The organism is Paenibacillus xylaniclasticus (assembly GCF_004001065.1).
Taxonomy (GTDB): domain Bacteria; phylum Bacillota; class Bacilli; order Paenibacillales; family Paenibacillaceae; genus Paenibacillus_T; species Paenibacillus_T xylaniclasticus.
The window spans coordinates 175,659-201,794 of sequence record NZ_BIML01000001.1 but is presented as its reverse complement, the minus strand read 5'-3'; the positions used below and the strand labels follow the sequence as shown (position 1 = coordinate 201,794).

The window sequence follows — 26,136 nt, the reverse complement described above, 5'->3', positions numbered from 1 at the left end:
TGAGAAGTGAAAGAGAGGAGAGTGAAAATTGAAATTTGAATGGAAAAAGAAAAAGCCTAAGATTGGATACAACGAAACATTTAGCGTAATAGACAAGTTGGCAGCAATCAATGGTATTGAAGAAGTGTTTGAATTTATGTACCCTTCGGAAGATAGCCTTCATAATCCGTATTTACTAAAGAATATCGAGGAAGCGAAAAACAGGATCATTCAAGCAATTGAACAAAAACAAAATATTTCAATTTACGCCGATGTTGATACAGACGGTGTGAGTTCGACAGCAATCATATATCGATACTTATTGAACTTTACTGATAAAGTTTCATACTTTCACTCGCAGAGGTCGGATGGGCATGGTATCAAGTATGGAATTGATAATATCCCAGAGGAAACTAAATTACTAATCATCGTAGATTCTTCTTCTAATGATAGAGAAGAATGCAAACTGATCACACGACGAGGCATTGATATTATCATTCTTGATCATCATACAATCACACAGAAGAATGAGTATTGTATTTTAGTTAATCCGCAACAGAAAGATTGTAACTATCCGAATAAAAATACCTCTGGTTCTCTAATCGCATATAAAGTTTGTCAAGTGCTTGATGATTACTTTCATGAAAATTACTCTGATAATTTGGTGGATTTGGCGGCGTTCGGTTTGTATTCCGATTTAATGAGTATGCTAGAATATGAGAATCGTTTTTTAATTAATCATTTCTTAAACAATGTACATAATGAAGGTTTGAGAGCCATTCTAAAAGTAATTAAAAAGGAAAATGTAAGATTAACCTCTACTGACATAGGATACTCGATCACACCGTTTATTAATGCTGCTACACGCATGGATAAGATTGAATTACCTTTAAAATTACTTACTACTGACGATCCTGTAGAAGCATTAGACATAGCAAAGGAAATGGCTGATCTAAATGAAGAGCGCAAAAGGATTCAAAAGGAATCTGTTAAGCGTCTAAGAGAACGCGTTAATGAAGATGATAGGTGTATCGTCGTTGTAGACGGTAGTCTAGGAAAAGGATTTAACGGTCTCATTGCAAATGACCTCGCAAACATCTACAAACGTCCAGTTGTTATTCTTGGGGAGACGGATGATGAATATCAAGGTAGTTTCAGGTCATATGGCAATTTCGATTTCCTATCTCTAGTCTCAGGAATGAGGATTGTTACGAATAGTGGAGGACACGCTTGCGCTGGAGGTGTCTCAATTAAAAAAGATGAACTGAGTAGATTTAAAGAACAATTAAATAAAAAATTAAAATCGGTGAAGTTTGAAACATCATTATTATATGACTTGGAACTTGAAACAAGTGACATTAGCGAGAAATTGATTAAGCAAGTGATGGAATTCGGTAGAGTTTCAGGTGAAGATTTTGAGGAACCTAGATTTCTGATTAAAGATCTTGTTGTGATCCAAAAGAATATTATAGGTGGTGGTAATACAATAAAACTTGGTTGCTTAGATGAGTCAGAAACTTGGTTTTTAGATGAATCAGATTACGAGAAAATAAAACCTAAACTTGTTGCAATGAGATTTAAGGCAGATGATGAGTTCATTCAAGGTGTTGAAGTTGGTCAGAAAATAGATATTGTCGGTACACTTAACCTTAATGAATGGATACGTTATAAGCCAAGATATGAAGTTGTGAAGACAAATCAGGTGTTTATTGATTCATATCGTATCAGCAACAATTAAATTTAAATATAAAAGTACATAATAAAAGGAGAGTATTAGCAATGACAAAATACTATGCAATTGCAATTGATTCAAAAACAAATAAGAGTTTTCGTATTGTGAACCTTCCAGAAAATCACGCAGCAGCTATGCGTAAAGCAAAAAATGAAGCGGTTCGTCTTGGGCTAGAATTCAAATATATTCGACCACTTAGCAAACGAGAAGGTTCTACACTAACCAAGTATCGTGATTATCGTCGTCGCGCAGGCCAATTATAAGAAAGGGTTGATTTAAATGGGCTATTGAACTTTCAGGGTGAAACCATCACCAATCGATAAAGTAGCAATGCAAAACTTTCTTGAACATTCGAGGTGAAAATAATGCAGACAAAGGTGATTTCAGGCTTCCCTGGTGTCGGTAAAACCGCTTTGTGCATCAGGTCAGATATCAAAGTGCTTGACTCAGACAGTAGTTCATTTTCATGGATCAGTGAAGGTATACGACATCCTGACTTTCCGAACAACTACATGCAACACATCGAAGAAAATATCGGAAATGTTGATTATATCTGCGTATCTTCACATGACGTTGTAAGAGAAGCATTGGAGGAGCAAGGAATCAATTACACACTGGTGTATCCAGACCGCTCATTGAAGGATGAATATATGCAAAGGTACAGGAACCGTGGCAGTGCGGATTCGTTCGTGGAGTTCATTGCATCGAAGTGGGATGACTTCATTGACGGTATTGAACAAGAGACGTTCCCACGGCTGATTTCACTGCAAAGAGGACAGTTTCTGTCCGACGTACTGGAGGTGATAAACCATGATATGTGACCGTGGATATTGCAAATCGTGGGCTGATGATTACGTCGGCATGTATGCAGAAGGCGAAGAGTGCCCTGCTTGTGCATCGATCATCAAGAAGGCCAAGGAATGGTTCGGTATGGGCGAACATGACGTAGATGCGATGATAAGTGCTGGCGTGGTCGAAGAACAGTTTGTGGTCAACCTATATAGACGTGAGGTATTGGGCGAACCTTCACCCTGAAAGTTTACCAGTAACCTTATTGACCACACAAAACGTAATTTTCGAGCGTTGTAAATTTTAGTGGCTAATCCCACTATTTTCACCTCGAAAGTTAAATACCCTTGTAACCATTAATGATAAATGCGAAATGCTTGCTATATTAGAGCGATTCAGTAATTGTATTTAGATATTAAAACAGTTCTTTCATGAGGTAAGGAGGTGATGAAGACATTATGGAATTCATTCAATCTATTCATTGGGAGAGTTTTTGGATTGGTGTAGTTGTAACTGTTGTTTTCGGAATTGTCGGAGCAGTAGTTCTAAATATTATTGGCGAACTATAGCAGGGAGAGGAGGTGATTCAAAGATGAAGATAAAAATGGAAAGCGTAGATGTATCTGATTTATTTAGAGACAATGTTTCAAGGTTTAAAAGACAACTGGAACAAGCGGCTATCAAGCGACAACTGTTGAGCACTAAAAAGAATATTGGGGAATGGGTAAAACCACTGCTTTGATTGAATTTGCGAAAGAATATAATTTTGATGTTGCAGTATGTGGCGCTGAAAATGTTGAGTTTTTAAGACATAAGCACGACTATCAAAACATTTATAAAGATTATTATTTTAGAGATAAAAATGGAAGTATGGCTGTAATCGATAAATATGTAAATCCTCAAGAATTAATCGATTATGGTGTTACTGTTATTACTGGCTTTGTGCGATCTAAATAATGAGAGGGGGGGGTGAGACATAAGTGTTTGAATTTCTAGTGTATTCATTTTTAGTAGCAGGAATAATTTGTTTCATTGTCGACATTTCAATCAATATAAAATATGCGATTAATAAAAAGAAATCAAATGCATTCCACGCCGAAAAATTTATTGAAAACATTAAGCACCACATTAAAAATAAAGGAGTGTAAACATGACAAAATATCAAATCGAAGGTAAAAATGAATCGTTACTCACTGGCACAGGAAATGGCGATGGGGTTATCGCTATTATCAACCTTGTGAAGTTGGACGAGAAGAATAATAGGACAAATACTCGAATCTCGTGGAGCAATGTGTCTCCAGAGGAAGCAGCGCTTTATAAGACTGGCGATACATATGAGTTGACGTTCACGAAAGTTGAACCAACCCAAGTTGAAGAAGAATAGGAGGGTGATCGTATGAAATATGGTCAGCGTGAAGTATTAGAAGTGATGGTTTTTGACGAGGATGGGAAATTGATTACCAATTTAAATTCACTAAAAAATAGTGGGATTCACCTTACCAACCATCCGTTCGTACTGGTTAAAGATGCACTGCTGGATACCAATCTGCTCAAGTTTATTGGTAAAGTCGAAGATAATAAGTTGAGTGATTATGAGCGTATGACTGGAAGCCCTAAATATTCAACGACTATTACTCTAGGTCGCAAAAATAATAAAAAATGCAGATTGATTGGTAAAGGTTATTACCGCGAGGAACATACGAATAAAGATGTAGAATTTATGTTTGAAGTTCCAAATGCAACGATCCGTCATGATATCGAATTGACACAGAGTAATGTTGAAGTTGCTGAATATGATATACTATTTAGAATTGAGCCTTTTAATAACGACGGAGATGTAATAAAAATACACATCCAATGATACAACATATAGAATTTGAAGATTGATAATATACTATATGTTGATATGAAAAGATCATGAAATTATGTTTTTAATGGGTGATGACCTATCATCAAGGAGGATTGATCGTATGGATATTTTAGCAAAAGTAAGAAGCGATATTTTGGTTGTCATAAGTAAGATGAGTTTCTTTAGGCAGGAAGGTGACATGTCTAATTATAAGACGTTATCTGATTCATTATTAATTCTATCAGGAATGCACAGAAAACACTTAATTAACAGCGAATCAGATGCAGGAAACTTCTTTAATACTGTACATGTCAAACTAACCGATGAGATTGTGTTGATTTCAAGAGGGATGGAAAAGACAATCGATAATGCCGACACGAGAATGTATCGTGATATGCTCATTTCTCTAGATAAGTTAACAAACGTTAGAAGTATGTTAACTTCAGACTTTGAAAGGATGCGGCACCAAAAACGACTACCTCAAAATGATGCATATAGAGGTAGGTTAGTGTAAGTTTCCCAAAAAGAAAACATTAGAAGGGAAGAGAAAATAGGCTTGCCAAACTTAATTACAAAGCGAAATGGAACGATAGTTGAATTTAATGTGGAGAAAATTACGAACGCTATTGAGAAAGCAGGGACTCAAACAGGTGAATTTGACGTTACCGAAGCAGAGAGGCTGACTCAAGATGTTTTGGAATTAATAGAAAACAGTGATTATGATCAACTAACTGTTGAGATTGTGCAAGATTTAGTAGAAACGGCTCTGCTAAGATCAAAATATAAGACTACAGCAAAAGCATATATTATCTACCGTGAAAAACGAAATCAAGCAAGAAAACCTGATATTTTCAAACATCGTTTAAATTTAAAGCCTTATGAATATCCAGAACTAATCAAATTTAAAGAAGCTATTCAACATTCGTATTGGCTACATACTGAGTTCAATTATACATCAGACATCCAAGATTTTAAGATTAATGTTTCTGAGGCAGAGAGAACCATAATTAAAAATGCAATGCTCGCTATTGCACAAGTTGAGGTTGCGGTCAAATCTTTTTGGGGCGATTTGTACCGTCGGCTCCCAAAACCAGAAGTAGGTTCTGTCGGCTATACGTTTGCTGAAAGTGAGGTGCGACATCACGACGCCTATTCTCATTTACTCGAAATCTTAGGACTGAATGAAGAATTTGAGAAGATTGAAAGCATCCCTGCCTTATATCAACGTATTAATTATCTGACGAAAAGTGCAACATTATCACGCACAGGAGATAATAAAGATTACGCATTATCAATTCTTTTGTTCTCGTTATTTACTGAGCATGTTTCTTTATTCTCACAATTTTTAATTATTATGGCATTTAATAAATATAAAAATATCTTTAAAGGCATGTCTAATGTAATTGAAGCAACGTCGAAAGAGGAACAAATTCATGGGCTTTTTGGAATCGAACTAATTAATATCATTCGTAATGAACATCCTGAATGGTTTGATGAGAAATTTGAAAATCATGTTATTAAAGCCTGCACTGAGGCTTATAAATCCGAAGAAAATGTTATCGATTGGATTTATGAGTCTGGGGATTTGGAATTTCTACCAAAGGCAACAGTTAAGGAATTTGTTAAGAATAGATTGAATAATTCACTTCAAAGTATTGGCTATAATCCTCTATTTAAAGTCAATAAGAGAATAATTGAAGAAACTAGTTGGTTTGAGGATGAACTTTTTACAACAAAACATGTAGATTTGTTTGCAAAGCGTTCAGTAAATTACAGCAAGCGAATGAAAAGTATCACAGCAGATGACCTGTTTTAATAATATACTGGAGGGCAAAGTTATTATATGAAATGGCTAAATGAACATAGTAGAACATTTTTATCACGAGGATATTTGACCGAAGGAATTACCCCAGAACAGCGTATTCGAGATATTGCCGAAAACGCAGAAAAAATCTTAAAAATTAAAGGATTTGCCGACAAGTTTTATGGATATATGGAGAAGGGCTATTACTCCTTATCTACTCCGGTTTGGGCCAATTTTGGAACTAATAAAGGGTTGCCGATCAGTTGTTTTGGATCGCACGTATCTGACGATATGGGAAGCATTTTATATACGCTGTCTGAAGTTGGGATGATGAGCAAATTTGGCGGTGGTACTTCTGGGTATTTTGGAGAATTACGTCATCGTGGAGAGTTAATTACTAACAATGGACAATCATCTGGCTCTGTACATTTTATGAAACTGTTTGAGTCGGCTATGGATGTCGTTTCACAAGGTAGCACGCGCAGAGGTCATTTCTCACCATATTTGCCTATTGAGCATCCCGACATTGAAGAATTTTTACAGATCGGAACTGAGGGGTTCCCAATTCAGAAATTAACACACGGAGTAACTGTTACAGATAAATGGATGAAAGAAATGATCAATGGTGACACAAAAAAACGCCAATTGTGGGCTAAACTAATTCAACGTCGAGTTGATGTTGGCTATCCATACATAATCTTTATCGATACAGTTAATAAAAACACTGTTGATGTTTATAAAGATAAAGGATTGAAAATTAATCACTCTAACATGTGTGTCGAAATTTGCTTACCTAATAATGATAAGTGGTCATTTGTTTGCAACCTTTCATCTATGAACTTGCTCCATTATGACGAATGGAAAAATACAGATGCAGTTGAGACAATGATATATTTTTTAGATTCTGTTATGACTGAATTCATTACAAAACTTGAAGAAATGCGAGATTCAAAAGATAAGGATAAGCAACTATCATTTAACTTCATGGAACGTGCTTATAATTTCGCGAAAGCAAATCGCGCATTGGGACTTGGCGTACTTGGTTGGCACTCATATCTTCAATCTAAGATGATTCCATTTGAAAGCCTAGAAGCAAATAAACTAAACGCGCAAATTTTTAATTTCATTAAAAATCGCGCATACAAAGCTTCTGAAGAATTGGCAAAACTTTATGGAGAACCTGAAATCTTAAATGGGTATGGTCGTCGTAATACTACATTGACTGCGATTGCTCCAACAACTTCTTCGGCATTTATCCTAGGGCAAGTATCGCAAAGTATCGAGCCATTCTTTTCAAATTGCTATGTAAAAGATTTTGCAAAGATTAAAGTAACTGTCCAAAATCCTCATCTTAAAAATGTTTTGCAGTCTTATGGTAAAGACACAAAAGAAGTATGGGATAGTATTCGTAAAAACGATGGCTCTGTACAACATCTTGATTTCTTAACTGACCACGAAAAAGAAGTATTTAAGACATTTAGCGAGATTGATCAATTTGTTGTCTTAGATCAAGCTGCTACACGTCAATTTTTCATTGACCAGAGTCAATCTCTTAACCTTATGATTAACCCAGAAACTCCAGCAAAGCAAATTAATGAATTGTACTTGTTTGCTTGGGAGAATGGTGTTAAGAGTTTGTATTATCAGCATGGAACAAACGCAGCACAACAATTTAGTAAAGAAAAATTATGCTCCTCATGTGAGGCTTAAAGGTAAAATATTTGCCTCATACTTATTATGTTTAGAATTTCAAAAGTAAGTATGAGGTTCACCTTATAAAAGGAGGTTTTTATCGTCCTAATGGAGAAATCAAATTACGAACAAGTAAAAGAATTCCATAATGCATTTGGTCATGAGATGCCAGATTCTCCAACGCCTATGGGAATTGATATGGTTTTGAATCGCATGGGATTCCTTGCAGAAGAAATGATCGAACTTATTCATGCTACTTCAAAAGAGCAAGATGATTTCCGTAAAAATTATTTCGAGTTATTAAAGCGGATGACAATCTCTTTTGAGAAACTATTTCATAAGTCGATTCCAGAAGATGTGTTAGCTGCACAAGTAGATGCGCTGATTGATATAAAATACTTTAATGAAGGGAATTTTACTCTTATTAGTGTCGATCCAACTGAGCCTTTTAATATTGTGCATAGAGCTAATATGGGGAAATTGTGGCACGACAATAAGCCTCGGTACAATGAATACGGTAAATTTATAAAACCTCCAATGTGGGAATTAGAATATGCACCAGAGCCTAAATTAAAATTAGAGATTCAGCGTCAGATTGAAATAAATAAGTAAAAAGAGAGGGATAATCCCTCTCTTTAGTATCAAATTTCTGCCTGTTCTTCTTTAGGCTTATTTTTACTTCCTTTTGGTCTGAATGCTTCGACAAATTGTTTGCTGTACATATTAGGTATGAAAGTAACCTCCTATTTACGTATATATCTAAATAGTACAATATTACGAATAAGAAATAAAGGTGATTATATACTTGAGTCAATACGATCTTATTTACAATGATTTAGTATCGGAAATCATTGTACACGGCATTTGGGATAAAGACCAGCAAATACGAACTAAATGGAAGGACGAAACTCCAGCATATACAAAATCATTAATCTCGAAGCAAATAATTCTTGATAATAAAGAGGTTCCAATTTTAACGACTAAGTATGTTGCATGGAAGTCGGCTATTCATGAGCTGCTTTGGTTTTACGTGAAGCGTACAAGCGATGTGTCGTATCTACGCAAGAATAATGTGAAGATATGGGAAGAGTGGACAAGATCCGATAACTCCATTGGAAAAACATACGGTTATCAATTGGGGAAACAGATATTAAGAACACAAGGCGTAACCAATCAAGTTCATAATCTGATACACGAATTGAAACACAGCCCTGCGTCGCGTAGACATGTAATTTCATTATGGAACATTGATGATTTACACGATGTATCCTTGTATCCTTGTGTTTGGCATAACCAATGGCTAGTTAAAGCAGGAAAGTTACATCTGATCGTTGGTATCAGATCAAATGACATCGCGCTCGGTAACCCCTTTAATGTATTTCAATATTATGTATTACAACGAATGGTAAGTCAGGTGACAGGTATTGATATAGGCACACTTACATTTAATATTAATGACGCACATATTTATGAACGCCATATTGAACCGTTGAAAACACAGATTAAATTAACTCCTTACAAAGCACCTACTTTATGGATTAATCCAGATATTAAGAATTTTGATGATTTCACAATTGAAGATTTTAAACTCATTAACTACAAGCATCATCCTAAAATTGAAATGGAAGTGGCTATTTGATATCGATGATCGTCGCTCATGATCTAAACCGAGCAATCGGATTTGAAGGATCGATGCCCTGGGGAACAACTTTCAAATCAGACCTCAAATGGTTTAAGCAGCATACAACCAATAAGATTGTTGTTATGGGAAGAAAAACATTTGAATCAATCGGGAAGCCCTTGCCAAATCGTACAAACGTAATTTTGACCTCTAGCACTTTAAAGGCTGTTGAACATGATAAGCAAATATATCATGTTGCTCATTCTGTCGATGAAGTATTAAATGAATGGGTGCTTGAAGACAGAGAAACGTTTATAATTGGCGGATCTGAAGTCTATAATCAATTTCTGCCTTACGCAGACCGTCTTTATATCACGCATATTGAATCAGAATTTGAAGGGGATGCTTATTTCCCCATGTATAACGCCAATCAGTATAGCGCAGTGTATGATATGTCTATGATGGAGAATGAACATATGCTTAGGTTCAAAATCTATGATCGGATAATAAAACAAAAAATCTAATTGACAGAATAATATGCAAATGCTATTATGGGATTACCTAGAAGATTAAGGTAATCCCATTTTTATTATAGAAGGAGGTAAATACATTGGAAGCGCCGTATATTGATCTTAGTAAGATTAAGCTTAGTTCTCATGCAAAACTTAGAATGAGTCAGCGATTCGAAAAGAGACCCTTGAATCAAAACTACATTCAATCAGGTTAGAATGTGCAATTGAAAAGGCAGAATTAAGATATAAAATATATAAAACTAAATCCAAATCAGTAAAACACGCATGTGAATCAAGGTTGATTGCAATTGATGAATACATAACTGAACTAGAAAATGAGTTGAAGAAATTACAAGACGACAAAAGGAAAATTGCTAAAGCAATGGCCTGTATAGTGTAGGTGAGCAATTATTAATATAAAATATTTATTTATTGTTTCGTCATACATCATCACTAATCTATTAGCTCTAACTTATCCATCGAATTTCACAGTTATTATCGCTCCATTAGTTTTTATACTCATCATCGCTTACCTTAACAAAGATGAACTCAAACAATTCGACTTAAATAAAGTGTTAAATGATGAGCATACGTATGAAACCTTAAGCAAAGTGCTATTCTATGCCTCAATATCCCAAGGTGTTCTTAACTTAGTGACTATATTGTTACTTGGCAAACCAGAAGCATCGATTATTCAATCAGATTTCATTCCATTCGTTTCATTGACAACAGTGTGGTTCGCGCCGTGCATCGAGGAATATCTGTTCCGAAGAATTATTTTCGGAACCCTACAAGGCAATATGGAGAACTTTTCAGTCTTAGCAGCTACTATTAGCTCATTATTATTTGCAGCAGGACACATGAGCATATATGGCTTTCTCGGTTACTTTGCAGCGGGAATGGTTTTCTGTTACTTCTATCATAAAACGAAAAAATTATATATTACGATAATATCACATATGGTTTACAACTTTTTAGTTATTCTAGCACAATCAATTCAAATCGCATGGAGTGGGTTATGAGCAAATCAAATGCAACAGAGGCATTCTTATCAAAGTGTTTTAAGGATGGAATGACAGTAACGATCAGTCCGATGTTTGGTGAAAAGTATAATATTAAAAATCATACATATAAGTTTACCGAAGAAGTCTTAACCGAAATGCTTTCAACTGGTCGATGCAAAATACGACACAGGGACGATAAACGAGTAATGATTGAGGGGATTGTAGGTGAGTAATCATGGGACTAGACACAGAAGATGGATCAATTACTGTTTAAAGCAAGCACTAAAAAACGATGTATCACTAAGATGTAGCCATTGTTCTGTCTTAGTGAAAGGGGGAAGATTAATCTCAATAGGTTTAAACAGAAATAGGATGGGCTGCTTAGGATATCGAGGATACAACTTGAAGGGTTGGCACAGTGAACTTGATGTTCTACATCGACTAGATCCAGAAATAATTAGCGGAGGTGTGCTATACACAAGTGGCTTGAGTCGAGGCGGCAATATTCTTTATTCTAAGCCTTGTGAATACTGTCAGAAGTATCTGAAGCAATTCAAACTAAAGGCAATTTATTATGCATTACCTGATAATACATACGATATGATGGTCATTTGAGATGATGAAAGAATAATTTTAGGATATTAAAAATAATGGCTCTTCGGATTTTATGGTGGAATGACCGATTGCCGTAATCCATTATTTCAAGAATTGGATACAAGGATAAGTGAATAGTAGACCCACTAATCGACAGAAGGTGAGTAGGTGAAAGAGCCAATTAGAGTTAAAGGAATCTGTACTATATGTTGGGAAAACAGCACAAAAGACAGTAAATATGATGATGTTTGTGACAAGTGCTTACCGTTAACAGAGCCAAAGAGGAAAGAGAAATAGTTACGCATCACGACGAAAATGTGTAGCAATCAACTGGAAACTGAATCATCTGTTTCCACCATAAAATCCGAATTCCCAAAATAATAAAATAGTGAAAACAAAATGAATAGGGGAGTATGGATGAACAATGATAGGTTATGCGAGAAATGCGGCATGAAAACACATATCAAGTATTTGGGAAAATGGCTGTGCCGATTACATTTACACGAGTTATTAAGGCTCTTCGGTTTTTTTGGTGGAATAGCCACTTGACCGAATACATTATTGCAAGTAAATGGTAAGTGAATAGTAGAAACATATTGTGCAGTAAGGGGGAAGTGAGAATATGAAAAAGAAAGTTGCTTCACGCAAATTAAAACGCACATGTTCATGTTGCAATAAAGCTTTTTCGAAAGGTGAAACTTATCACATTGACAGAAGAGTAATCAAAGAATTTGGTGAAATATTCGCTTTTGAATATTTGATTTGTCCTAAGTGTAAATACAAAGCAGAACAAAGTAGACATAGATTTTTAGCGTTCATAAGTGACGGCAAATGCAAACACCCTATCACTGATATCGTTTGGACAACGATAGCTGGTGAAGATTATGTAAAAGAACCATCACACACAGAATGTTGTATTTGTGGTGAAGTAGTTTAATGCACAATACGACGATAATGCGCAATGAAAACTGGAAATCAAAGTGGTGATTTCCACCACAAAATCCGGATACCCGTTATTAATAGATCGCGACAGAAAAGGTTTGATCGTTAAGTAATTCAATGAATATTGAAGAACTTGGAGGTTGCCATGAACGAACTTGACCTTTACAGGTTTTGTGAAGACAAAGAAATGGATTGGCGCGGCGAAAAACTGATTATGTGGCTTAGCCCTTACGACATAACGGATTTTGCTAAACTGCTCGGTGACGATTATCTTAGCGAAGGTGGCATGGAAGTCCATTTGCTAATGGGTGGCACAATCGGCCTAGAACTAAACGATATTTGTGAGTGTTTTGATATCGAACCAGAACGGATTTATCCAAAAGAATAATGAACATTCGTGAATATTGAGGAACATGGGGGAGATGAACGATGAAAGAGGAGCCATTAACTTGTTGCGAGTGCGTTTCTTGGAATGACGGAAAGTGTGATAGGTACGCATGGATTGATGGAGTATCTGAATATTGTCAGGCAAATGAAAGTGCTTGTGATGAGTTTTATCCGAAAGAGCAATAAACACAGGGAAGTAACCCTTCCCCGTAGGGAGGATAAAGAAGATGGACGCACCAGAAAAGAAAGCTGAACGACTTCTAAGTATGACGGACGGATGGGTTAAACAGATGATTATCGACCTTATCGATGATATACGCCAGCGCAAAGAGCAGTATGAACGACTCAACAGGGCGTATGAGGTGCTGGAAACGAAATTGAAGGAAATGGGATCGGATTACCCGTCGGTATTGTCAGTAATCGCTTGGGCACAACGCATAAAGGATGGGAAAGAAGAGCCGCAAATATGCGTTGATTGTCAGACTAGGAACGCCGTTAATGACCAACTTTGCGATCATTGTTATTCAGAGTGGGAGAATGAAGGAACTTTGGAGTAAAGGACGGTGAGCAAGAGTGATCGTATGGAGGCGATACGGAGAAACGCTTGATATGCAGCCGCCACGCAATGTCCCGTGTCTAGTGACTAACGGCAAGTTTGCCAGAACAGCCATCTACGAGTTAGATGCGCAAGACGGTGTATACCGTTGGTACGGACAAGGTGGCTACAGGATAAACGGAGTTACCCATTATGCGGTTATTAATTTGCCAAGGGACGGTGAATAAGAGTGAAATACAAGAATGGAGATACAATCCATACTATATATGGCGAGACGGCAACGATTGTTCGCGTAGGTAAAGACCTGATGGAACTGACTAAATTAGATAAGCAGATTAAAATAGGTCACTTTATAGACGGAGTACCATGTTACAGCAGTTTTATACCAACACATGAGATTGATGGTCTAATAAAGGGACGGTGAGCAGGGATGAGAGAGGTTCAGATACATTCGGTATACCGACATTACAAAGGTAACTTGTACTACGTTATAGCACTTGCGTGGCACACCGAAACAGCAGAAAAGATGGTTGTTTACCACGCTTTATACGGTGACTACGAAACATTTGTACGGCCAATGGACATGTTTCTGTCTGAAGTAGAGGAAGTCGCTAAAAACCCGACAGGTCAGCGATATCGATTTGAATTAATGGAGGAATACTATGAGTAGAGAGCTAGACTGTTCGGAGTTAGATAAAGAGTTTGCGAGATTTAAACATACCATAGTATAATAATGATAAGGAGACTTTTAACGATGAACAAAATAACTAAGCACGTTATCAAGCATAACGAACTTCCTCCAATCGACCAACACGAACTCAATAAGTGGGCTGTCGAAGTGGCCAATGATCTTGGAAAGCAAAAAGAAGCAAAGATCGAGATTATCGAACAATATATAAATCTTTTCCTCAATTATTCAAAACTTATGGATAAATATGTTCCAGAGTGGAGGCATTTTGCTAAAGATGAGATCAATCAGCTTAAAAGTAAATTGCAATAAAACCCCATTTCACAATAAATAAAGAGCGAAAAGGTGAGGGTAATTTTGAACTCAAAGGTGCGAAAAATAAAGGAATCTTACGCATATTATCCATTGGACAATACAGACCGAATTAATATCAATGTTCTACTGGCGGAGATAACAAGACTAGAAAGTGTTCTTTTAGAAATTGATACACATATCAGGTCGACGGAAGATCCAATTCCTTATATCATCGATACACTAAAAAGATCTATGCCTGAATATTACCACTAAAAACACGTTATTTGAAGAAGTCATGAAGATAGTCTTTTGGTATTACAATAGAATAAAATGTGATTTTTAAATGGCGATGGGAGGATAAATACATTGATCGAGCAATTAAGTCATATACACGGACTAAACAAGATAGTCGAAAACATGAAATATCAACTTAATAATCAGTGGCATGGAAAGAAATTAGATATAGGAGAATTGGTGTTTGAAGATAATAGTTATGATTTTACATTTCATAGTATTGAGATAGATGGAATGTTAATTCGAATCGATTACTGGATAGATGATAATGGCAAATCGGTTAGATGTTATGACTATATCCAGGTTGAGCAGTTTCTTAAATACGTAAAATTGATAAATGAATAACTAAACGTGAGTTTCAAGAGAAGGAGAATAATCGTGACAGAAGTTGAACGAGCAGAAAGCTTTGCAACCTCATTTGTTATGATGTATAAGCGAATGCAACAGAAAGGCTTCAACTCCTACATATGCGATCCAGAATTCCACTTTGCAGACGAAGGCTTTCAGGAAATGACCATTCAACAAATACGACTTCAGGGCTATAAAGTACTTCGAAAGTACGATGACGATGGATTGGCAATTATGTTAATAGAAGATAATTAAAGTTAATTTTATTAGAAATGATAAATCTAAGTCAATATGTCAGATGTTAAAAGTGTGTTTTCAAGACTAGAAGATAATGGAAAATCAGGTGTCTACATTAATCAACTAACGGAATTTAAGGTTAGAAAGAAATGGGATGAATTGACTTGTAGAGTTGAAAGTGGATGGGGATTGAAAGCATCTCAGAAAAACGCGGTGGTCATGATGGTTGTTATTGATAAAGATGAATTCGAACGCATTTGCAACGAAATAGATACCGATAAATCTTGAGGTTCTATTTTTAATGAGAGCATTAAAGTTAATTTTAAGAGGTGAAAAATGAAAATTACTGAATTGGCAAGATGGAATGACGGAAGTTGGGGAGAAATTGAAGAGTTATTAAGTAATAAAGTTGGCATTGGGAACATTGCTCCAATTAGCGGGACAGCAGTCGAAGACATATTTAGACTTAAGGGAATTGTTATTAAGGCAGGAGATCCGTATAAAACTTATTATGTGTATTTTAACTGGCATACGACTCTTGGATGTAAAACGAAATTTGAGATAACAAAAGACAAGAAGATTAAATATAAGGTTGAAAAACCTAGCGAGACTGCATTTCAAGCGTTTGGATCTGAGATTGTAATATTGAATATTAAGGAGTAGATAATGTGGCAAATTATAACGAAAAATATTATGTATACACAAAGAACGGCAAACGACATATGGCAAAAAGGCGAGGATTATGACTGGTGGCGAGATGATAATACGAATGATGAAATTAAAGATGTGATTAAATATGTTCCATATAGCGAAGTAAAGATAGTCAAAGTTACATATTTTAAACCTAGCGGCAAATATTACACTAGCGAATACATCGAGATCCCTTCAGACATGAGCAGCTATGATGCACTATATAAGGAACTGCCACAACGTCATCGTATCAAGAGCATGTTTATGCTTGTTCAGAATAGTGAAACTGAAGGTGAAGAGCTTGAGCCATACATTGTATCGTGCTTGTTTCATCCGAAAGAGTCTTGGAATTAATTAATGTTATGAAAGTTAAAAATTTAAGGAGCTGTTAAGAGATGAACGCATACGAAGTTAATGGATATATCATAGCAGCCAGAAGTAAGAATGAGGCTTACTATCTGTTCCTTGAAGAAGAAAATAATCTAGAATACGCATTTGATAACGGTCTGGAGTTAAGTGAAGGTGAAGATGATACGTATACAATTACTATTCGTCGACTTACTCAAAAGGAGATGGATGGGAAGGATATTCGTTGTCACAGTTATGATGAAGATTATTGCAAAACTTGCGCCGACTTAGATGATTATCTTTATAAATCGATTCAAGAATTAATAAATCAGAAAAATAGCGTCGATTTTCCATGCGTGATTGCTGAGGAAGATTGAAGATCTTAAAAGCTAGATTTTAATAGAGCAAGTGGAGTTGGAAAATGGAAAGAGAAATGAACTTCTTAGAAAATATCAATCATATCATCAAAAAATACAGTTTCACATAAATTCTGGAATTATAGTCATGCAGACATTTATCTACATAAGATCAATGCGATAAAAAATGACTTTAAGCATCTTAGGAATTCATATTGTTGGAATTAATCGAAGTTGATAAAATGTCATTTTAAAAAGGAGATTATAAAATTATGAAATATAATGCGAATGATTTTTTTGAACGATACTTTAACATCGAAGAAATGGAATTGTTTAAAGTGCTTGATGAGTTACCCGAACTCGGAGATGGTGTATGGCTTGGTGGTGGGGCATTACGGCGAACATTGGTGTCACACGAACTTGATTCTGACTTTGACTTTTTCTTCTCTTCGGGAAAGAAATTAAAAAAATTTCGAGAAGAGTTAGTTGCCAGCGGAGCAAATAAGACAGCATCAAATGACCATCAGGAAACGTACACATATCAGATTGGTAAAAAATCATACATAATTCAATTGATAAAAATTGCTTTCTATGAGAATCCAGAAGATCTAATAGACTCGTTTGATTTCACCATCACGCAACTTGCTTATGATGGGGAATACCTTTATTGCGGAGACTATACTTTATGGGATCTTGGTCGTAATCGTTTGGCGCTACATAAATTAACATACGGCGTAGCCACAATGAGACGAATGATAAAATATACAAAACAGGGTTATACGGCATGTTCTGGCACAATGCAAAGCATTCTTGAAGCCGTTATTGAAAATCCAGATGTAGTTCGTTCGGAAATACAATACATTGACTAAAGAGACGTTTGAAAAACCTTGAAATATAAGGGTTTTTTGAAACGAGAAATAAGATAATATACAATTTCAAGAGGTGAATAAATGAAATTATCTATTACGTTTCTAATATTCACATTAATATTAACTGCTTGTAGTAGTTATGATGCAACACCTGTCAATTCGACAGTTAGCGAAAATGATCCATTAATTAGAATTGGCTTTAGTAAAAAAGTTGAATCCAGTGGGATAAGTATTATTGAAGACACTGAAACAGGTTGTCAATATCTCATTTTTTCTGATATATATCAAGCAGCAATGCATCCTAGGTTAGACAGTAGTGGTGACGTAATGTGTAATAGATAACATCTCATTAACCTATTAAAGCAAAATATCACAATATACATATCCATAAGTTTATGGTACAATCTCCTTAGACGAATTTGTATACATTGTATGCTATCGTGTGCTTCTGAGCGATCCGCGAATACAAATGAAACTAGGGAGGTTGTATAATGAGCAACATATGCGTGTTCGATTTAGGCTTCGGCTGGACTAAAGGTAAGTTCAAAGACAGGATCTTCTTACAACAGTCAATAATTGGGGAGCCGACTCCAATGTTCGAACAGAATTATGAAGCAAATGACTTGATCTATGATGAGCAATATTTTGTAGGTAACTTAGCAATACGACACAGCAATCTCAAGTTCTTCTCTATGAAAAACAACAAGTCTGATGCATGGGTAAGTGAAATATTCATGAAGGCTGCTGTGGGCTATCTGAGTAAGAATGAAGCGGTGAATACGATCACTGGTCTCCCAGTTAAGTTTTACTTTAATCAGAAGGACGATATGGCTAACGTTATAAACGGTATTAATGAAAGTGAAAAATATAAAATAAGGTTATCGAACAATAATCCATTTTCAGTTAGACCGAGAATTGAAAAGATTAAAATAGTCCCACAGGGTTACGGCATTGCAATGGATTACCTATTGAATAACGATGGATCACTTAAGAACAAAGAAGTGGCTAAGAAACGTATATTAGTCATTGATCTTGGTTTTTACACATTAAACTTGCTCGGACTAGAGACGATGAAAATTATGAAGGAGTCCACTTCTGCCTTTTTGGGAGTTGATTCAGCCTATAAATTACTCGAACAATACATTCAAAATCAATTTGGTAAGTCACCAGCTCGATATGAATTAGACCAATATGTGATAAGTGGAATATATGAGGGAGTAGATATTACACCACTTATCCAGAGAGCGTTTAAAGGATTAGCTATGCAAATTCAAAATGAGATCGACAGTTTAAATCTTCACTTCGACTATTACCTTATCGGAGGTGGTGCTGCACACGCGATATACGAACATTTAGACTTACCTAATAAACTTCTTGCTGATCAATTGTCACAGATAAGAGGTTATGAGAAGTTAGGTGTTCGTACATGGAAATAGTGCAAGCGAGATTGAGAAAAGGTAAAGACGATGATTTAAGAGAAGCATTCGATAACCTTCCTAAGTTTATGGATTCTGCCGATATTGTTAGAGCAGCATTACGAATGTATTTTGGATTGGATGGAACGATTAAAGTTAAATATGAAATTCCATCTAAAGTTGAACGAGGAACTCAAGTAAAACCTATACTAAAGAAAGTCGAAATTAGTGATGAGGAACTAGAGAATAATCTAGATTCATTTTTGGATGAAGCATGATTTCAAATGGTGGGCAATTGCCTACCTATACATATTGAAATGTCCCGTTTTAATAAAGGAGGAGAGTAGGATGAAGAATGGTGATTGGGTTAAAATAAAAACAAGTTATAGTAACGGTACGGTTAAGATTGGTTACATTCTTGATAACTCTGCTGCTCCTTGATATTCAATCATGCAAACCTACCCCAAAATAAAAGATCTAAATATGGCTAAAATAGATGCTTACAATTACAATCTTGAGTTATTGGATGTTGATGGTATGGATATGAACCAATTAGATGACTTAATCGATATTGTGCTATCAACTAAAGATAGGGAATGGTTTTTAGAACTAACGAATGCAAAATTGAGTGTGAAAAATTCAAGGCTAATCGGAAAATCGTGTGGAAATGAGCATTTTTGATAGAAAACAGAGACTATGTATCAAGAAATCTAAATTCGGATTATCCTGTGTAAAAAATAAAAAATAAAAATAATAGATGTAGGAGTGTTGTTATTGAAATTGCTTAGTTTATTTTCGGGAATCGGTGCGTATGAAGAAGCGTTAAAGAATATTGGAGTTGATTTTGAGTTAGTTAATTACTGTGAAATTGATAAGGTAGCATCTAAATCGTATGCAATCATTCACGATGTAGAAGAGTCGAAAAATTTGGGAGACATCACGAAAGTTGAAGAACATAAACTTTTAGATTTTGATTTAATGACGTATTCATTTCCGTGCCAAGATATTTCAGCATTGGGTAAACAAGATGGGTTGTATAATTCAGAAGGTCTTAAAACAAGAAGCGGCTTGTTCTTTGATGCATTACGTATTGCCAAGTATAAACAACCTAAATATATGATAGCGGAAAATGTTAAAGCATTAGTTAATAATAATCTAATTCATCAATTTGATATGATGGTCGAACTTCTAGATGATGCTGGATACAATACATATTGGAAAGTGTTAAATAGTAAAGATTATGGAATTCCACATAGTAGAAATCGACTTTTTATCGTTAGTATTAGAAAAGACATAGATGATGGAAGTTTTGCATTCCCCAATCCAATACAACTAATAAAGAAAGCCAGCGACTATTATGATGATGAAGTAAGTCAAGAACATTACATAAACACTGATAAACAAATGAAATACATATCTGAATTTCGACTAAAAAAGAAATACAGTTCATTGAATGCTGATGTTATTATTTGTCAAACTACCAAGCAAGGTAATTTATCTAACCCTCAAAACTTTGTCAAAGACGAAAAAGGATACAGGGTTATGACTTCAAGAGAACTATTGGCGTTACAAGGATTCAAAAAAGAATATGCTGATAAGTTGTTAAAAAATGGGATTACAAAAGAACAGATTGGGAAAATGAGTGGCAATTCTGTAACAGTATCTGTACTTGAATGCATTTTTGAAAACTTACTGCTGAAAGATAACTTGAAGCCCTGATTGCCTTACAAGTATAATTTAGAAGCAACACACTCTAAATGGTAGGTGATTGTAATGATTTTCTTTTCTCGTGAAGTTGTAATGAATGATATTGAAAGATTTGCAAGGGCTATAAACAATGATTATAATGCGAAATCTTGCGAAGTCTATGTGGAACAAAAAGGTGAATCTTTGTGGCTTGGATACGCAATTGACAAAAAGTTTCAAATCAAAATGCCATACGTTTTCAATGAGAGTGGAGAAATTTCACAAACAACGAAAGTTTGGACTATCTCAAAGGACGGGAAAATTATCAACAATGAATGCAGAACATTAGGTGAGGCATTTGAAATAATAGGATTGAAGAAAATAAACGAGAATCAATAAGGAAAGTTATCTACAATCGGAATATACTGTGGAAATTCTCGTGATATGGTGGTAGAATTATTCGAAGCTACCCTTAAAGGAGGATTTCCATTGGATATTCTAAACCTTCCGCATTTGAGAGTAATCGATGTTAAAGAGAACGAATATGACTACGGCATACACGCTGAAACCGTTTTAGACAGCGAATTACGTTGCCCTCAATGTGGATTTACCGAGCATCATAAGCACGGTATTATCAAGCAAATGTTTTGGGATATACCAATGCACGGTAAGCGTGTGGGAATATGGATTAAACGCCAACGCTACAAGTGCAAAAGTTGCTCTTCAACCTTTATGGAACCTCTTCCAGATATGGACGACAAACGTACAGCCACCAGAAGGCTTGTAGAACACATTGAAAGAGAATCATTAGAAACCACCTTTGTAAAGCTTTCAACGCAAGTAGGAGTCAACGAGAAGACCATACGCAACATATTCAATGATTATGTTGCCGTTTTAGAAGCAGGAAGGGTAATAGAAGCACCACGTTGGCTAGGTATGGACGAGGTTCATCTGCTAAATGATGAACGATTTGTACTGACTGACGTAGAGAACAATACAATGATTGACCTAGTGTGCGACAGACTTCTAGAAACCGTTGTAAAACGCCTTCAAGCACTTCCTAAAATCGAAAGAGTGGAATTGGTCACAATGGATATGTGGCGACCATATAAGAGTGCCTGTAAGATTGTCATTCCAAAGGTTCCGATAGTCATTGACAAGTTTCACGTAGTAAAGAAAGCGAATGAAGGCTTGGAGAAGGTTAGACTTGAAAATCGTAAAACATTGAGCGCAAAAGAGCGCAAGCAACTAATGCACGAACGGTTTGTGCTATTGAAACGCAGAGCCAATCTAAACGATTTTGAGAAAGAAAAGTTGGAGCGTTGGAGTAAGCAGTTTCCAATATTGGCGAAGGCTTATGAGGTTAAAGAAGGCTTGTTTGAAATGTATGATTATGACTACATCGATGCCTTCAAGTGGTATGCCGAGTGGAAGGAGAGGTTCCCAGATGAACTGAGACCATACTTCAAAGATTTGCTCACAAGTCTCAAAAATTGGGAGAAAGAGATATTCAACTACTTCACTCACAAACACATTACAAACGCCTATACAGAGGCTCTGAATGGCTTGATTAAGGTGGCATACCGTACAGGTCGTGGATACAGTTTTGAAGCGTTGAGAGCAAAAATGATTTTCACAAAAGGTGTCGATAGGATTGAGATACCTAAATACGATAAAGGCTACACAATGCCCAAACGTCTTATCCACGCTCCGCTACCTAATATTGATTGGAACACATTCGGTAAACCAGAGGAGCCGAGAAACCTTGGAGCAGACATTTCCACAATTGTACGACTCATTGAAGAGGGGCTTATATAGCCTTTCTTCACACACTAAAATCCGAATAGCCAAATTAAATAATAGATAATCAAATTGTAGTTTTAACAGGTGATAAAGGGTGATGGACAGTTGCTTATAAAACCTTCATTAGAAACAGCAATAACAACGAAGTATGAAAAACACTGGATAGAGGATTTTGAAGAATTGGAGCAATCTTTCAAACAAGATTCTCCGACAGTAGGTGTACTGGACGCTGAGACAACAGGCTTGCATATTAAGAAAGATAAGCCGTTTATGTGGGTATTCGGATACCTTTTGCCTAAGAATAAACAAACTGAAAGTCTCAAAGGTAAAGTATTTGCATTTAACCACAATCCTAAATTTCTTAATCAAGTGATACAGTTATCTAAAAAACTAAAAATTTTGTTTGGACATAATATAAAATATGATTTACATATGGCTTTAAACGGCAACGCCGAAGGGATTTTCGAATTAACTAACATAATGGACACAATGGGACTATGTAGACTTTCGTTTGATGCAGTTTCAGCACGTGACGGTGGAGATAAATTAGGACTAAAAGAAGTGTCTAAAAAATATATCGATCCTTTAGCAGAAGAGTTTGAAAAAGCGGTCAAGAAAGAATTGAAGAAAATAAATGATGAAAAACGTAAAGTGTTGATTAATAGACTCAAACCTTTAGGATGGGGCATTGGAAAACTAAAAGACGTTTACAAGGTTAAGAAACGCGGTGTAATCGATATATATACATTAGAAAAAAATCAACGCTGGGTCGAAGTTCCTAAAGAAGTAGAGGAAACTTATAAAAATTGGATTATAGAGTACCCTCCTGCAACTTATGCAGAAGTTGATCCGATTGTAATGAGAGAATATATTTTTGGTGACGGTATTTACACTTTAGAATTAGCAGCAAGGTGCTACCCGATAGTAATGAAACGAAATCAAAAACAAATACTTGAGCAGGAAAATAAATTAATTATTGATTTGCTTGCGATGGAACGAGTAGGTATGAGAGTTGATATGGAATACCTCAGAAGTTCTTTTATTAAATGCGATAATGAGATACAACGACTCTATGAGGAATTGTGGTCGATTGTTGGCGAATACATCACTGTTGCTCAATCAAAAGTAATAGCCGATTATTTTATGAAAGAATTGGGCATTGAGACAGCCACAACAGATAAGAAATTTTTAAAGAGGCAAAAAGAACATAGAGTATCACAGTTAATAACTCGACTCAGGCGACTAGAAAAGTGGCAATCAACATACATATCAAGGATTTTAGAAGTTGCGGAATATGATGGACATTTTTATACACAGTACGGACAATTTAACACTGTGTCAGGTAGACTTGGTTCGGATGCGCAACAGTTTCCTAAAGAACGTATTTTAACTGAGCAAGGAGAAAAATACGAAGATGTGCACGGTGTGGGATCTGCTCCAATTGAAATGGAAATATTCTTTCCAAGGAGAGCATTTATTCCTGAGGGCGGTATATACAAAAAGATAGCTTATTTTGATTTATCTCAAATTGAGTTAAGAGCGCAGGCCAATTACACACTTTTACTGGGTGAAGCTGATGTTAACTTATGCAGGGCTTATATGCCGATCTATTGTAAACACTATAACACTGGTGAGGAGTACAAATTTGATACATTGGAAAACAGGGCTAGATGGAATGAAAAAGACGAAAATGGCAACTCTGCTTGGTTATTAGAGAATGGAGAACCTTGGACTCCTACTGACGTACATAGTGAAACCTCTCATAATACGTTACTTACCTTGAATTATAAGTGCGAAGAAAAATATAAGAATTACACACATGTCGATGCTGCACCTGTAGATGAAAAGTCTTTCAAGAAGTTTTGGAGATACATAGGAAAAATGTTCAACTTTATGCGTAATTATGGCGGCGGTGCAAGTAAAGCGGCAGAAGCCTTAGAAATTGAAATGTACATTGCTGAAGCATTAGTTAAAGGCTGGTCAAGCACATTTCCAAAAGTAGCGCATTATCAACGAAAAGTTTCAGAAGTTATTCAAAAGAAACATTATGCTCTTAATATGTATAAACGAATGTATTATCTTACTGACACTGACAAAGCATATAAAGTTGGTAACTATTTAGTTCAAGGTTCGTGTGCCGATATGTTTAAAGACTTTATTATCAAAATCAATAAATTCTTAAGAGAAAATAATTGTAAATCGAAGCCATTAGCGAATATTCACGATGAGATTCAATTTCTAATAGCCGATGGGGAGGAATGGATTTATCCACATATAAAACAAATTATGGAGGATGTTGAATGGATGCAAGTACCTGTAGTTGTAGATCTAGAACTTACTGAAACGAGTTGGGCTGAGAAAAAAGAAGTTCATCTTGAAAGAATATGTTAAGGAGTGATATAAATGAAAAATCAAAAAACGTTGAAAAGTAAGCGAATTTACTTGACCTATTTAGACAATTCAGGCGATGAAATCACACTTTCATTCCGTGACGAAAATGCAATGAATTATCACATCTCAGCCAACAAAATCACAGAAAATAGAATCAAATATAGAGGATATGTAAGCCCCAAAGACTTGATGGGACTACCGAGTAAATCTGCTGTATACAGTGCAATATCTCTATTTGAATCATGCTATGGACTACAGGAGGAATTTTAAATGGATAAATTTGAGTTTAGTCGCTTTGAATTTGGAGTTCCAAACGCACAAGAGAAAGAGGTATATACATATTGCAGCGTCACTCACGCAGAAATCTATCATGGTGACAATTACTTAGAAACCTTGAGCGGAGATGCATTACTGGATGATAAAGAGATATTGATGGAGCACTTTCAGGTGGTTCGTAAAGTTGCAGGAGAGGAGGTGACTGATTGAACGCAGGAAAAAAATTTGAACAGTCATGGAAAGAAAGTTGCGAGAAGACATCATTCTATTATCATCGACTGCCAGACACAATGAAATGGAAAAAAGATGACTCTTCAAGGTTTACGCTTGAGAATCCTTACGACTCACTTCTGTATGCAAAACCTCATTTGTTTGTATTGGAACTAAAGAGCACTCAGAAAGAATCCATAAGTTTTATTCCGTATAGCGATAGTACAAAACCATATGAGAACCCAGAAAATAAATTGAGTGGCATCATGATTAAGCCTCATCAAGTGAAGGCATTAATGCATGAATCAACAAAGGATGGTGTTATATCTGGATTTGTTCTAAATTATCGTGTTAATAAGTCAAAAAAGAATCCTAAACCTAATGAAGTTTTCTTCGTACATATAGATGACTTTTTAAAGTATGCAAACATAAGCAAAATGTCGAGTATTAATCGAGAGATCTGTAGACAGATTGGAGTTAAAGTTGAAGGCAGACTCAAGAAAGTTAATTATACATATGATATTGAGAAGTTTGTGGAAGATATTAATAGACAAATGAGTAACTCAGATCTATCATTTGGGCAGGTGTATAATAATGACGACTTGTCCGATGAATCGGACAATCTGAATACTGCATATGGTCAATTATGAGGTGATCATATGGCAAAAAAGATCGATGAGAACGATATGGAGATGAAGATTAGTTTCTCAAGTAAGATTCACTACGAATCTAAAAATGAATTCGATACCTTACTTGAGCAGTGGATTAGG

Annotated in this window: 39 protein-coding genes; all 39 read left to right on the top strand. The window is 35.7% G+C overall.

The window, feature by feature from the left end; translation table 11 throughout:
• Positions 1–28 precede the first annotated feature (28 nt).
• A complete protein-coding gene (locus PXY01_RS00955) occupies positions 29–1,717 on the top strand; it encodes a single-stranded-DNA-specific exonuclease RecJ (protein ID WP_127566346.1) in 1,689 nt (562 codons plus the stop codon).
• A 41-nt stretch (positions 1,718–1,758) separates the two neighbouring features.
• Positions 1,759–1,974, top strand: a complete 216-nt coding sequence (locus PXY01_RS00950; RefSeq protein WP_127566344.1) for a hypothetical protein — start codon at positions 1,759–1,761, stop codon at positions 1,972–1,974.
• A 102-nt stretch (positions 1,975–2,076) separates the two neighbouring features.
• Complete coding sequence (locus PXY01_RS00945; RefSeq protein ID WP_127566342.1) at positions 2,077–2,532, top strand: hypothetical protein; 456 nt, start codon at positions 2,077–2,079, stop codon at positions 2,530–2,532.
• Positions 2,522–2,746, top strand: coding sequence for a hypothetical protein (locus tag PXY01_RS00940; RefSeq protein ID WP_127566340.1), 225 nt, complete (start codon positions 2,522–2,524; stop codon positions 2,744–2,746). Before PXY01_RS00945 ends, PXY01_RS00940 begins: the two co-directional genes overlap by 11 nt.
• 346 nt (positions 2,747–3,092) lie before the next feature.
• A complete protein-coding gene (locus tag PXY01_RS22175) occupies positions 3,093–3,242 on the top strand; it encodes a hypothetical protein (RefSeq protein ID WP_164744258.1) in 150 nt (49 codons plus the stop codon).
• The gene (locus PXY01_RS00935) at positions 3,221–3,457 is read left to right on the top strand and encodes a hypothetical protein (protein WP_127566338.1); all 237 of its coding nucleotides are present in this window, start codon (positions 3,221–3,223) and stop codon (positions 3,455–3,457) included. Before PXY01_RS22175 ends, PXY01_RS00935 begins: the two co-directional genes overlap by 22 nt.
• Before the next feature lie 193 nt (positions 3,458–3,650).
• Positions 3,651–3,884: a hypothetical protein gene (locus tag PXY01_RS00930; RefSeq protein ID WP_127566336.1), complete on the top strand. Its 234-nt coding sequence runs from the start codon at positions 3,651–3,653 to the stop codon at positions 3,882–3,884.
• A 12-nt stretch (positions 3,885–3,896) separates the two neighbouring features.
• Positions 3,897–4,361, top strand: a complete 465-nt coding sequence (locus tag PXY01_RS00925; RefSeq protein WP_127566334.1) for a hypothetical protein — start codon at positions 3,897–3,899, stop codon at positions 4,359–4,361.
• 109 nt (positions 4,362–4,470) lie between these two features.
• Positions 4,471–4,863 carry a hypothetical protein gene (locus PXY01_RS00920; RefSeq protein ID WP_127566333.1) on the top strand — a complete coding sequence of 131 codons (393 nt, stop codon included), beginning with the start codon at positions 4,471–4,473 and terminating at the stop codon, positions 4,861–4,863.
• Between the two features lie 42 nt (positions 4,864–4,905).
• Positions 4,906–6,165, top strand: a complete 1,260-nt coding sequence (locus PXY01_RS00915) for a ribonucleotide-diphosphate reductase subunit beta (RefSeq protein ID WP_127566331.1) — start codon at positions 4,906–4,908, stop codon at positions 6,163–6,165.
• A 27-nt stretch (positions 6,166–6,192) separates the two neighbouring features.
• A complete protein-coding gene (locus PXY01_RS00910; protein WP_127566329.1) occupies positions 6,193–7,863 on the top strand; it encodes a ribonucleoside-diphosphate reductase subunit alpha in 1,671 nt (556 codons plus the stop codon).
• 90 nt (positions 7,864–7,953) lie between these two features.
• Positions 7,954–8,457, top strand: coding sequence for a pyrophosphohydrolase domain-containing protein (locus PXY01_RS00905; protein ID WP_127566327.1), 504 nt, complete (start codon positions 7,954–7,956; stop codon positions 8,455–8,457).
• Between the two features lie 193 nt (positions 8,458–8,650).
• Positions 8,651–9,484, top strand: coding sequence for a thymidylate synthase (gene thyA / locus PXY01_RS00900; RefSeq protein WP_127566325.1), 834 nt, complete (start codon positions 8,651–8,653; stop codon positions 9,482–9,484).
• Between the two features lie 5 nt (positions 9,485–9,489).
• Entirely contained in the window at positions 9,490–9,990 is a 501-nt protein-coding gene (locus tag PXY01_RS00895; protein WP_246027763.1) for a dihydrofolate reductase, read from the top strand.
• A gap of 560 nt (positions 9,991–10,550) precedes the next feature.
• Positions 10,551–11,000 carry a CPBP family intramembrane glutamic endopeptidase gene (locus PXY01_RS23215; RefSeq protein WP_373864262.1) on the top strand — a complete coding sequence of 150 codons (450 nt, stop codon included), beginning with the start codon at positions 10,551–10,553 and terminating at the stop codon, positions 10,998–11,000.
• The gene (locus PXY01_RS00885) at positions 10,997–11,215 is read left to right on the top strand and encodes a hypothetical protein (protein ID WP_127566321.1); all 219 of its coding nucleotides are present in this window, start codon (positions 10,997–10,999) and stop codon (positions 11,213–11,215) included. Before PXY01_RS23215 ends, PXY01_RS00885 begins: the two co-directional genes overlap by 4 nt.
• Positions 11,216–12,198: 983 nt before the next feature.
• Positions 12,199–12,513 (top strand): hypothetical protein, encoded by a 315-nt coding sequence (locus PXY01_RS00880; protein ID WP_127566319.1) that lies wholly within the window; start codon positions 12,199–12,201, stop codon positions 12,511–12,513.
• Between the two features lie 150 nt (positions 12,514–12,663).
• Positions 12,664–12,906 (top strand): hypothetical protein, encoded by a 243-nt coding sequence (locus PXY01_RS00875; protein WP_127566317.1) that lies wholly within the window; start codon positions 12,664–12,666, stop codon positions 12,904–12,906.
• A gap of 226 nt (positions 12,907–13,132) precedes the next feature.
• Positions 13,133–13,462 carry a hypothetical protein gene (locus PXY01_RS00870; protein ID WP_127566316.1) on the top strand — a complete coding sequence of 110 codons (330 nt, stop codon included), beginning with the start codon at positions 13,133–13,135 and terminating at the stop codon, positions 13,460–13,462.
• A gap of 16 nt (positions 13,463–13,478) precedes the next feature.
• On the top strand, positions 13,479–13,688 hold the full coding sequence (locus PXY01_RS00865) for a hypothetical protein (RefSeq protein ID WP_127566314.1): 210 nt from the start codon (positions 13,479–13,481) through the stop codon (positions 13,686–13,688).
• A 203-nt stretch (positions 13,689–13,891) separates the two neighbouring features.
• Positions 13,892–14,131: a DUF1653 domain-containing protein gene (locus PXY01_RS23210; RefSeq protein WP_127566312.1), complete on the top strand. Its 240-nt coding sequence runs from the start codon at positions 13,892–13,894 to the stop codon at positions 14,129–14,131.
• An 84-nt stretch (positions 14,132–14,215) separates the two neighbouring features.
• Positions 14,216–14,461: a hypothetical protein gene (locus PXY01_RS00855; protein ID WP_127566310.1), complete on the top strand. Its 246-nt coding sequence runs from the start codon at positions 14,216–14,218 to the stop codon at positions 14,459–14,461.
• Between the two features lie 348 nt (positions 14,462–14,809).
• Positions 14,810–15,082: a hypothetical protein gene (locus PXY01_RS00850; protein WP_127566308.1), complete on the top strand. Its 273-nt coding sequence runs from the start codon at positions 14,810–14,812 to the stop codon at positions 15,080–15,082.
• Between the two features lie 33 nt (positions 15,083–15,115).
• Positions 15,116–15,340, top strand: coding sequence for a hypothetical protein (locus PXY01_RS00845; RefSeq protein ID WP_127566306.1), 225 nt, complete (start codon positions 15,116–15,118; stop codon positions 15,338–15,340).
• A gap of 318 nt (positions 15,341–15,658) precedes the next feature.
• Entirely contained in the window at positions 15,659–15,985 is a 327-nt protein-coding gene (locus tag PXY01_RS00840) for a hypothetical protein (RefSeq protein ID WP_127566304.1), read from the top strand.
• Positions 15,986–15,988: 3 nt separating this feature from the next.
• Positions 15,989–16,366 carry a hypothetical protein gene (locus PXY01_RS00835; RefSeq protein WP_246027749.1) on the top strand — a complete coding sequence of 126 codons (378 nt, stop codon included), beginning with the start codon at positions 15,989–15,991 and terminating at the stop codon, positions 16,364–16,366.
• Between the two features lie 41 nt (positions 16,367–16,407).
• Positions 16,408–16,737, top strand: coding sequence for a hypothetical protein (locus PXY01_RS00830; RefSeq protein WP_127566302.1), 330 nt, complete (start codon positions 16,408–16,410; stop codon positions 16,735–16,737).
• A 251-nt stretch (positions 16,738–16,988) separates the two neighbouring features.
• Complete coding sequence (locus PXY01_RS00825) at positions 16,989–17,585, top strand: Gabija anti-defense Gad2 family protein (RefSeq protein ID WP_127566300.1); 597 nt, start codon at positions 16,989–16,991, stop codon at positions 17,583–17,585.
• Between the two features lie 81 nt (positions 17,586–17,666).
• Positions 17,667–17,927 carry a DUF6440 family protein gene (locus tag PXY01_RS00820; RefSeq protein ID WP_127566298.1) on the top strand — a complete coding sequence of 87 codons (261 nt, stop codon included), beginning with the start codon at positions 17,667–17,669 and terminating at the stop codon, positions 17,925–17,927.
• Positions 17,928–18,076: 149 nt separating this feature from the next.
• Positions 18,077–19,021: a ParM/StbA family protein gene (locus PXY01_RS00815; protein ID WP_127566296.1), complete on the top strand. Its 945-nt coding sequence runs from the start codon at positions 18,077–18,079 to the stop codon at positions 19,019–19,021.
• A complete protein-coding gene (locus tag PXY01_RS00810) occupies positions 19,012–19,278 on the top strand; it encodes a hypothetical protein (RefSeq protein ID WP_127566294.1) in 267 nt (88 codons plus the stop codon). Before PXY01_RS00815 ends, PXY01_RS00810 begins: the two co-directional genes overlap by 10 nt.
• Positions 19,279–19,483: 205 nt before the next feature.
• Positions 19,484–19,681 carry an IDEAL domain-containing protein gene (locus PXY01_RS00805; RefSeq protein WP_127566292.1) on the top strand — a complete coding sequence of 66 codons (198 nt, stop codon included), beginning with the start codon at positions 19,484–19,486 and terminating at the stop codon, positions 19,679–19,681.
• A 93-nt stretch (positions 19,682–19,774) separates the two neighbouring features.
• Positions 19,775–20,719, top strand: coding sequence for a DNA cytosine methyltransferase (locus PXY01_RS00800; RefSeq protein ID WP_164744256.1), 945 nt, complete (start codon positions 19,775–19,777; stop codon positions 20,717–20,719).
• Positions 20,720–20,773: 54 nt separating this feature from the next.
• Positions 20,774–21,085 (top strand): DUF5634 family protein, encoded by a 312-nt coding sequence (locus PXY01_RS00795; RefSeq protein WP_127566287.1) that lies wholly within the window; start codon positions 20,774–20,776, stop codon positions 21,083–21,085.
• Between the two features lie 90 nt (positions 21,086–21,175).
• A complete protein-coding gene (locus PXY01_RS00790) occupies positions 21,176–22,504 on the top strand; it encodes an ISL3 family transposase (protein WP_164744255.1) in 1,329 nt (442 codons plus the stop codon).
• A 90-nt stretch (positions 22,505–22,594) separates the two neighbouring features.
• Entirely contained in the window at positions 22,595–24,880 is a 2,286-nt protein-coding gene (locus PXY01_RS00785) for a DNA polymerase (RefSeq protein WP_127566283.1), read from the top strand.
• A 12-nt stretch (positions 24,881–24,892) separates the two neighbouring features.
• A complete protein-coding gene (locus PXY01_RS00780) occupies positions 24,893–25,150 on the top strand; it encodes a hypothetical protein (RefSeq protein WP_127566281.1) in 258 nt (85 codons plus the stop codon).
• Positions 25,151–25,366, top strand: coding sequence for a hypothetical protein (locus PXY01_RS00775; RefSeq protein ID WP_127566279.1), 216 nt, complete (start codon positions 25,151–25,153; stop codon positions 25,364–25,366).
• Complete coding sequence (locus tag PXY01_RS00770; RefSeq protein WP_127566277.1) at positions 25,363–26,016, top strand: hypothetical protein; 654 nt, start codon at positions 25,363–25,365, stop codon at positions 26,014–26,016. Before PXY01_RS00775 ends, PXY01_RS00770 begins: the two co-directional genes overlap by 4 nt.
• Positions 26,017–26,136 lie beyond the last annotated feature (120 nt).

What these genes read in the sequence shown, in the direction of transcription:
- PXY01_RS00950 (WP_127566344.1), top strand. Translation starts at nt 1,759, where the DNA reads ATGACAAAATACTATGCAATTGCAATTGATTCAAAAACAAATAAGAGT.
- PXY01_RS00945 (WP_127566342.1), top strand. Translation starts at nt 2,077, where the DNA reads ATGCAGACAAAGGTGATTTCAGGCTTCCCTGGTGTCGGTAAAACCGCT.
- PXY01_RS00940 (WP_127566340.1), top strand. Translation starts at nt 2,522, where the DNA reads ATGATATGTGACCGTGGATATTGCAAATCGTGGGCTGATGATTACGTC.
- PXY01_RS22175 (WP_164744258.1), top strand. Translation starts at nt 3,093, where the DNA reads ATGAAGATAAAAATGGAAAGCGTAGATGTATCTGATTTATTTAGAGAC.
- PXY01_RS00935 (WP_127566338.1), top strand. Translation starts at nt 3,221, where the DNA reads ATGGGTAAAACCACTGCTTTGATTGAATTTGCGAAAGAATATAATTTT.
- PXY01_RS00930 (WP_127566336.1), top strand. Translation starts at nt 3,651, where the DNA reads ATGACAAAATATCAAATCGAAGGTAAAAATGAATCGTTACTCACTGGC.
- PXY01_RS00925 (WP_127566334.1), top strand. Translation starts at nt 3,897, where the DNA reads ATGAAATATGGTCAGCGTGAAGTATTAGAAGTGATGGTTTTTGACGAG.
- PXY01_RS00920 (WP_127566333.1), top strand. Translation starts at nt 4,471, where the DNA reads ATGGATATTTTAGCAAAAGTAAGAAGCGATATTTTGGTTGTCATAAGT.
- PXY01_RS00910 (WP_127566329.1), top strand. Translation starts at nt 6,193, where the DNA reads ATGAAATGGCTAAATGAACATAGTAGAACATTTTTATCACGAGGATAT.
- PXY01_RS00905 (WP_127566327.1), top strand. Translation starts at nt 7,954, where the DNA reads ATGGAGAAATCAAATTACGAACAAGTAAAAGAATTCCATAATGCATTT.
- PXY01_RS00895 (WP_246027763.1), top strand. Translation starts at nt 9,490, where the DNA reads ATGATCGTCGCTCATGATCTAAACCGAGCAATCGGATTTGAAGGATCG.
- PXY01_RS00885 (WP_127566321.1), top strand. Translation starts at nt 10,997, where the DNA reads ATGAGCAAATCAAATGCAACAGAGGCATTCTTATCAAAGTGTTTTAAG.
- PXY01_RS00880 (WP_127566319.1), top strand. Translation starts at nt 12,199, where the DNA reads ATGAAAAAGAAAGTTGCTTCACGCAAATTAAAACGCACATGTTCATGT.
- PXY01_RS00875 (WP_127566317.1), top strand. Translation starts at nt 12,664, where the DNA reads ATGAACGAACTTGACCTTTACAGGTTTTGTGAAGACAAAGAAATGGAT.
- PXY01_RS00870 (WP_127566316.1), top strand. Translation starts at nt 13,133, where the DNA reads ATGGACGCACCAGAAAAGAAAGCTGAACGACTTCTAAGTATGACGGAC.
- PXY01_RS23210 (WP_127566312.1), top strand. Translation starts at nt 13,892, where the DNA reads ATGAGAGAGGTTCAGATACATTCGGTATACCGACATTACAAAGGTAAC.
- PXY01_RS00855 (WP_127566310.1), top strand. Translation starts at nt 14,216, where the DNA reads ATGAACAAAATAACTAAGCACGTTATCAAGCATAACGAACTTCCTCCA.
- PXY01_RS00840 (WP_127566304.1), top strand. Translation starts at nt 15,659, where the DNA reads ATGAAAATTACTGAATTGGCAAGATGGAATGACGGAAGTTGGGGAGAA.
- PXY01_RS00835 (WP_246027749.1), top strand. Translation starts at nt 15,989, where the DNA reads ATGTGGCAAATTATAACGAAAAATATTATGTATACACAAAGAACGGCA.
- PXY01_RS00830 (WP_127566302.1), top strand. Translation starts at nt 16,408, where the DNA reads ATGAACGCATACGAAGTTAATGGATATATCATAGCAGCCAGAAGTAAG.
- PXY01_RS00825 (WP_127566300.1), top strand. Translation starts at nt 16,989, where the DNA reads ATGAAATATAATGCGAATGATTTTTTTGAACGATACTTTAACATCGAA.
- PXY01_RS00820 (WP_127566298.1), top strand. Translation starts at nt 17,667, where the DNA reads ATGAAATTATCTATTACGTTTCTAATATTCACATTAATATTAACTGCT.
- PXY01_RS00815 (WP_127566296.1), top strand. Translation starts at nt 18,077, where the DNA reads ATGAGCAACATATGCGTGTTCGATTTAGGCTTCGGCTGGACTAAAGGT.
- PXY01_RS00810 (WP_127566294.1), top strand. Translation starts at nt 19,012, where the DNA reads ATGGAAATAGTGCAAGCGAGATTGAGAAAAGGTAAAGACGATGATTTA.
- PXY01_RS00805 (WP_127566292.1), top strand. Translation starts at nt 19,484, where the DNA reads ATGGCTAAAATAGATGCTTACAATTACAATCTTGAGTTATTGGATGTT.
- PXY01_RS00795 (WP_127566287.1), top strand. Translation starts at nt 20,774, where the DNA reads ATGATTTTCTTTTCTCGTGAAGTTGTAATGAATGATATTGAAAGATTT.
- PXY01_RS00780 (WP_127566281.1), top strand. Translation starts at nt 24,893, where the DNA reads ATGAAAAATCAAAAAACGTTGAAAAGTAAGCGAATTTACTTGACCTAT.
- PXY01_RS00775 (WP_127566279.1), top strand. Translation starts at nt 25,151, where the DNA reads ATGGATAAATTTGAGTTTAGTCGCTTTGAATTTGGAGTTCCAAACGCA.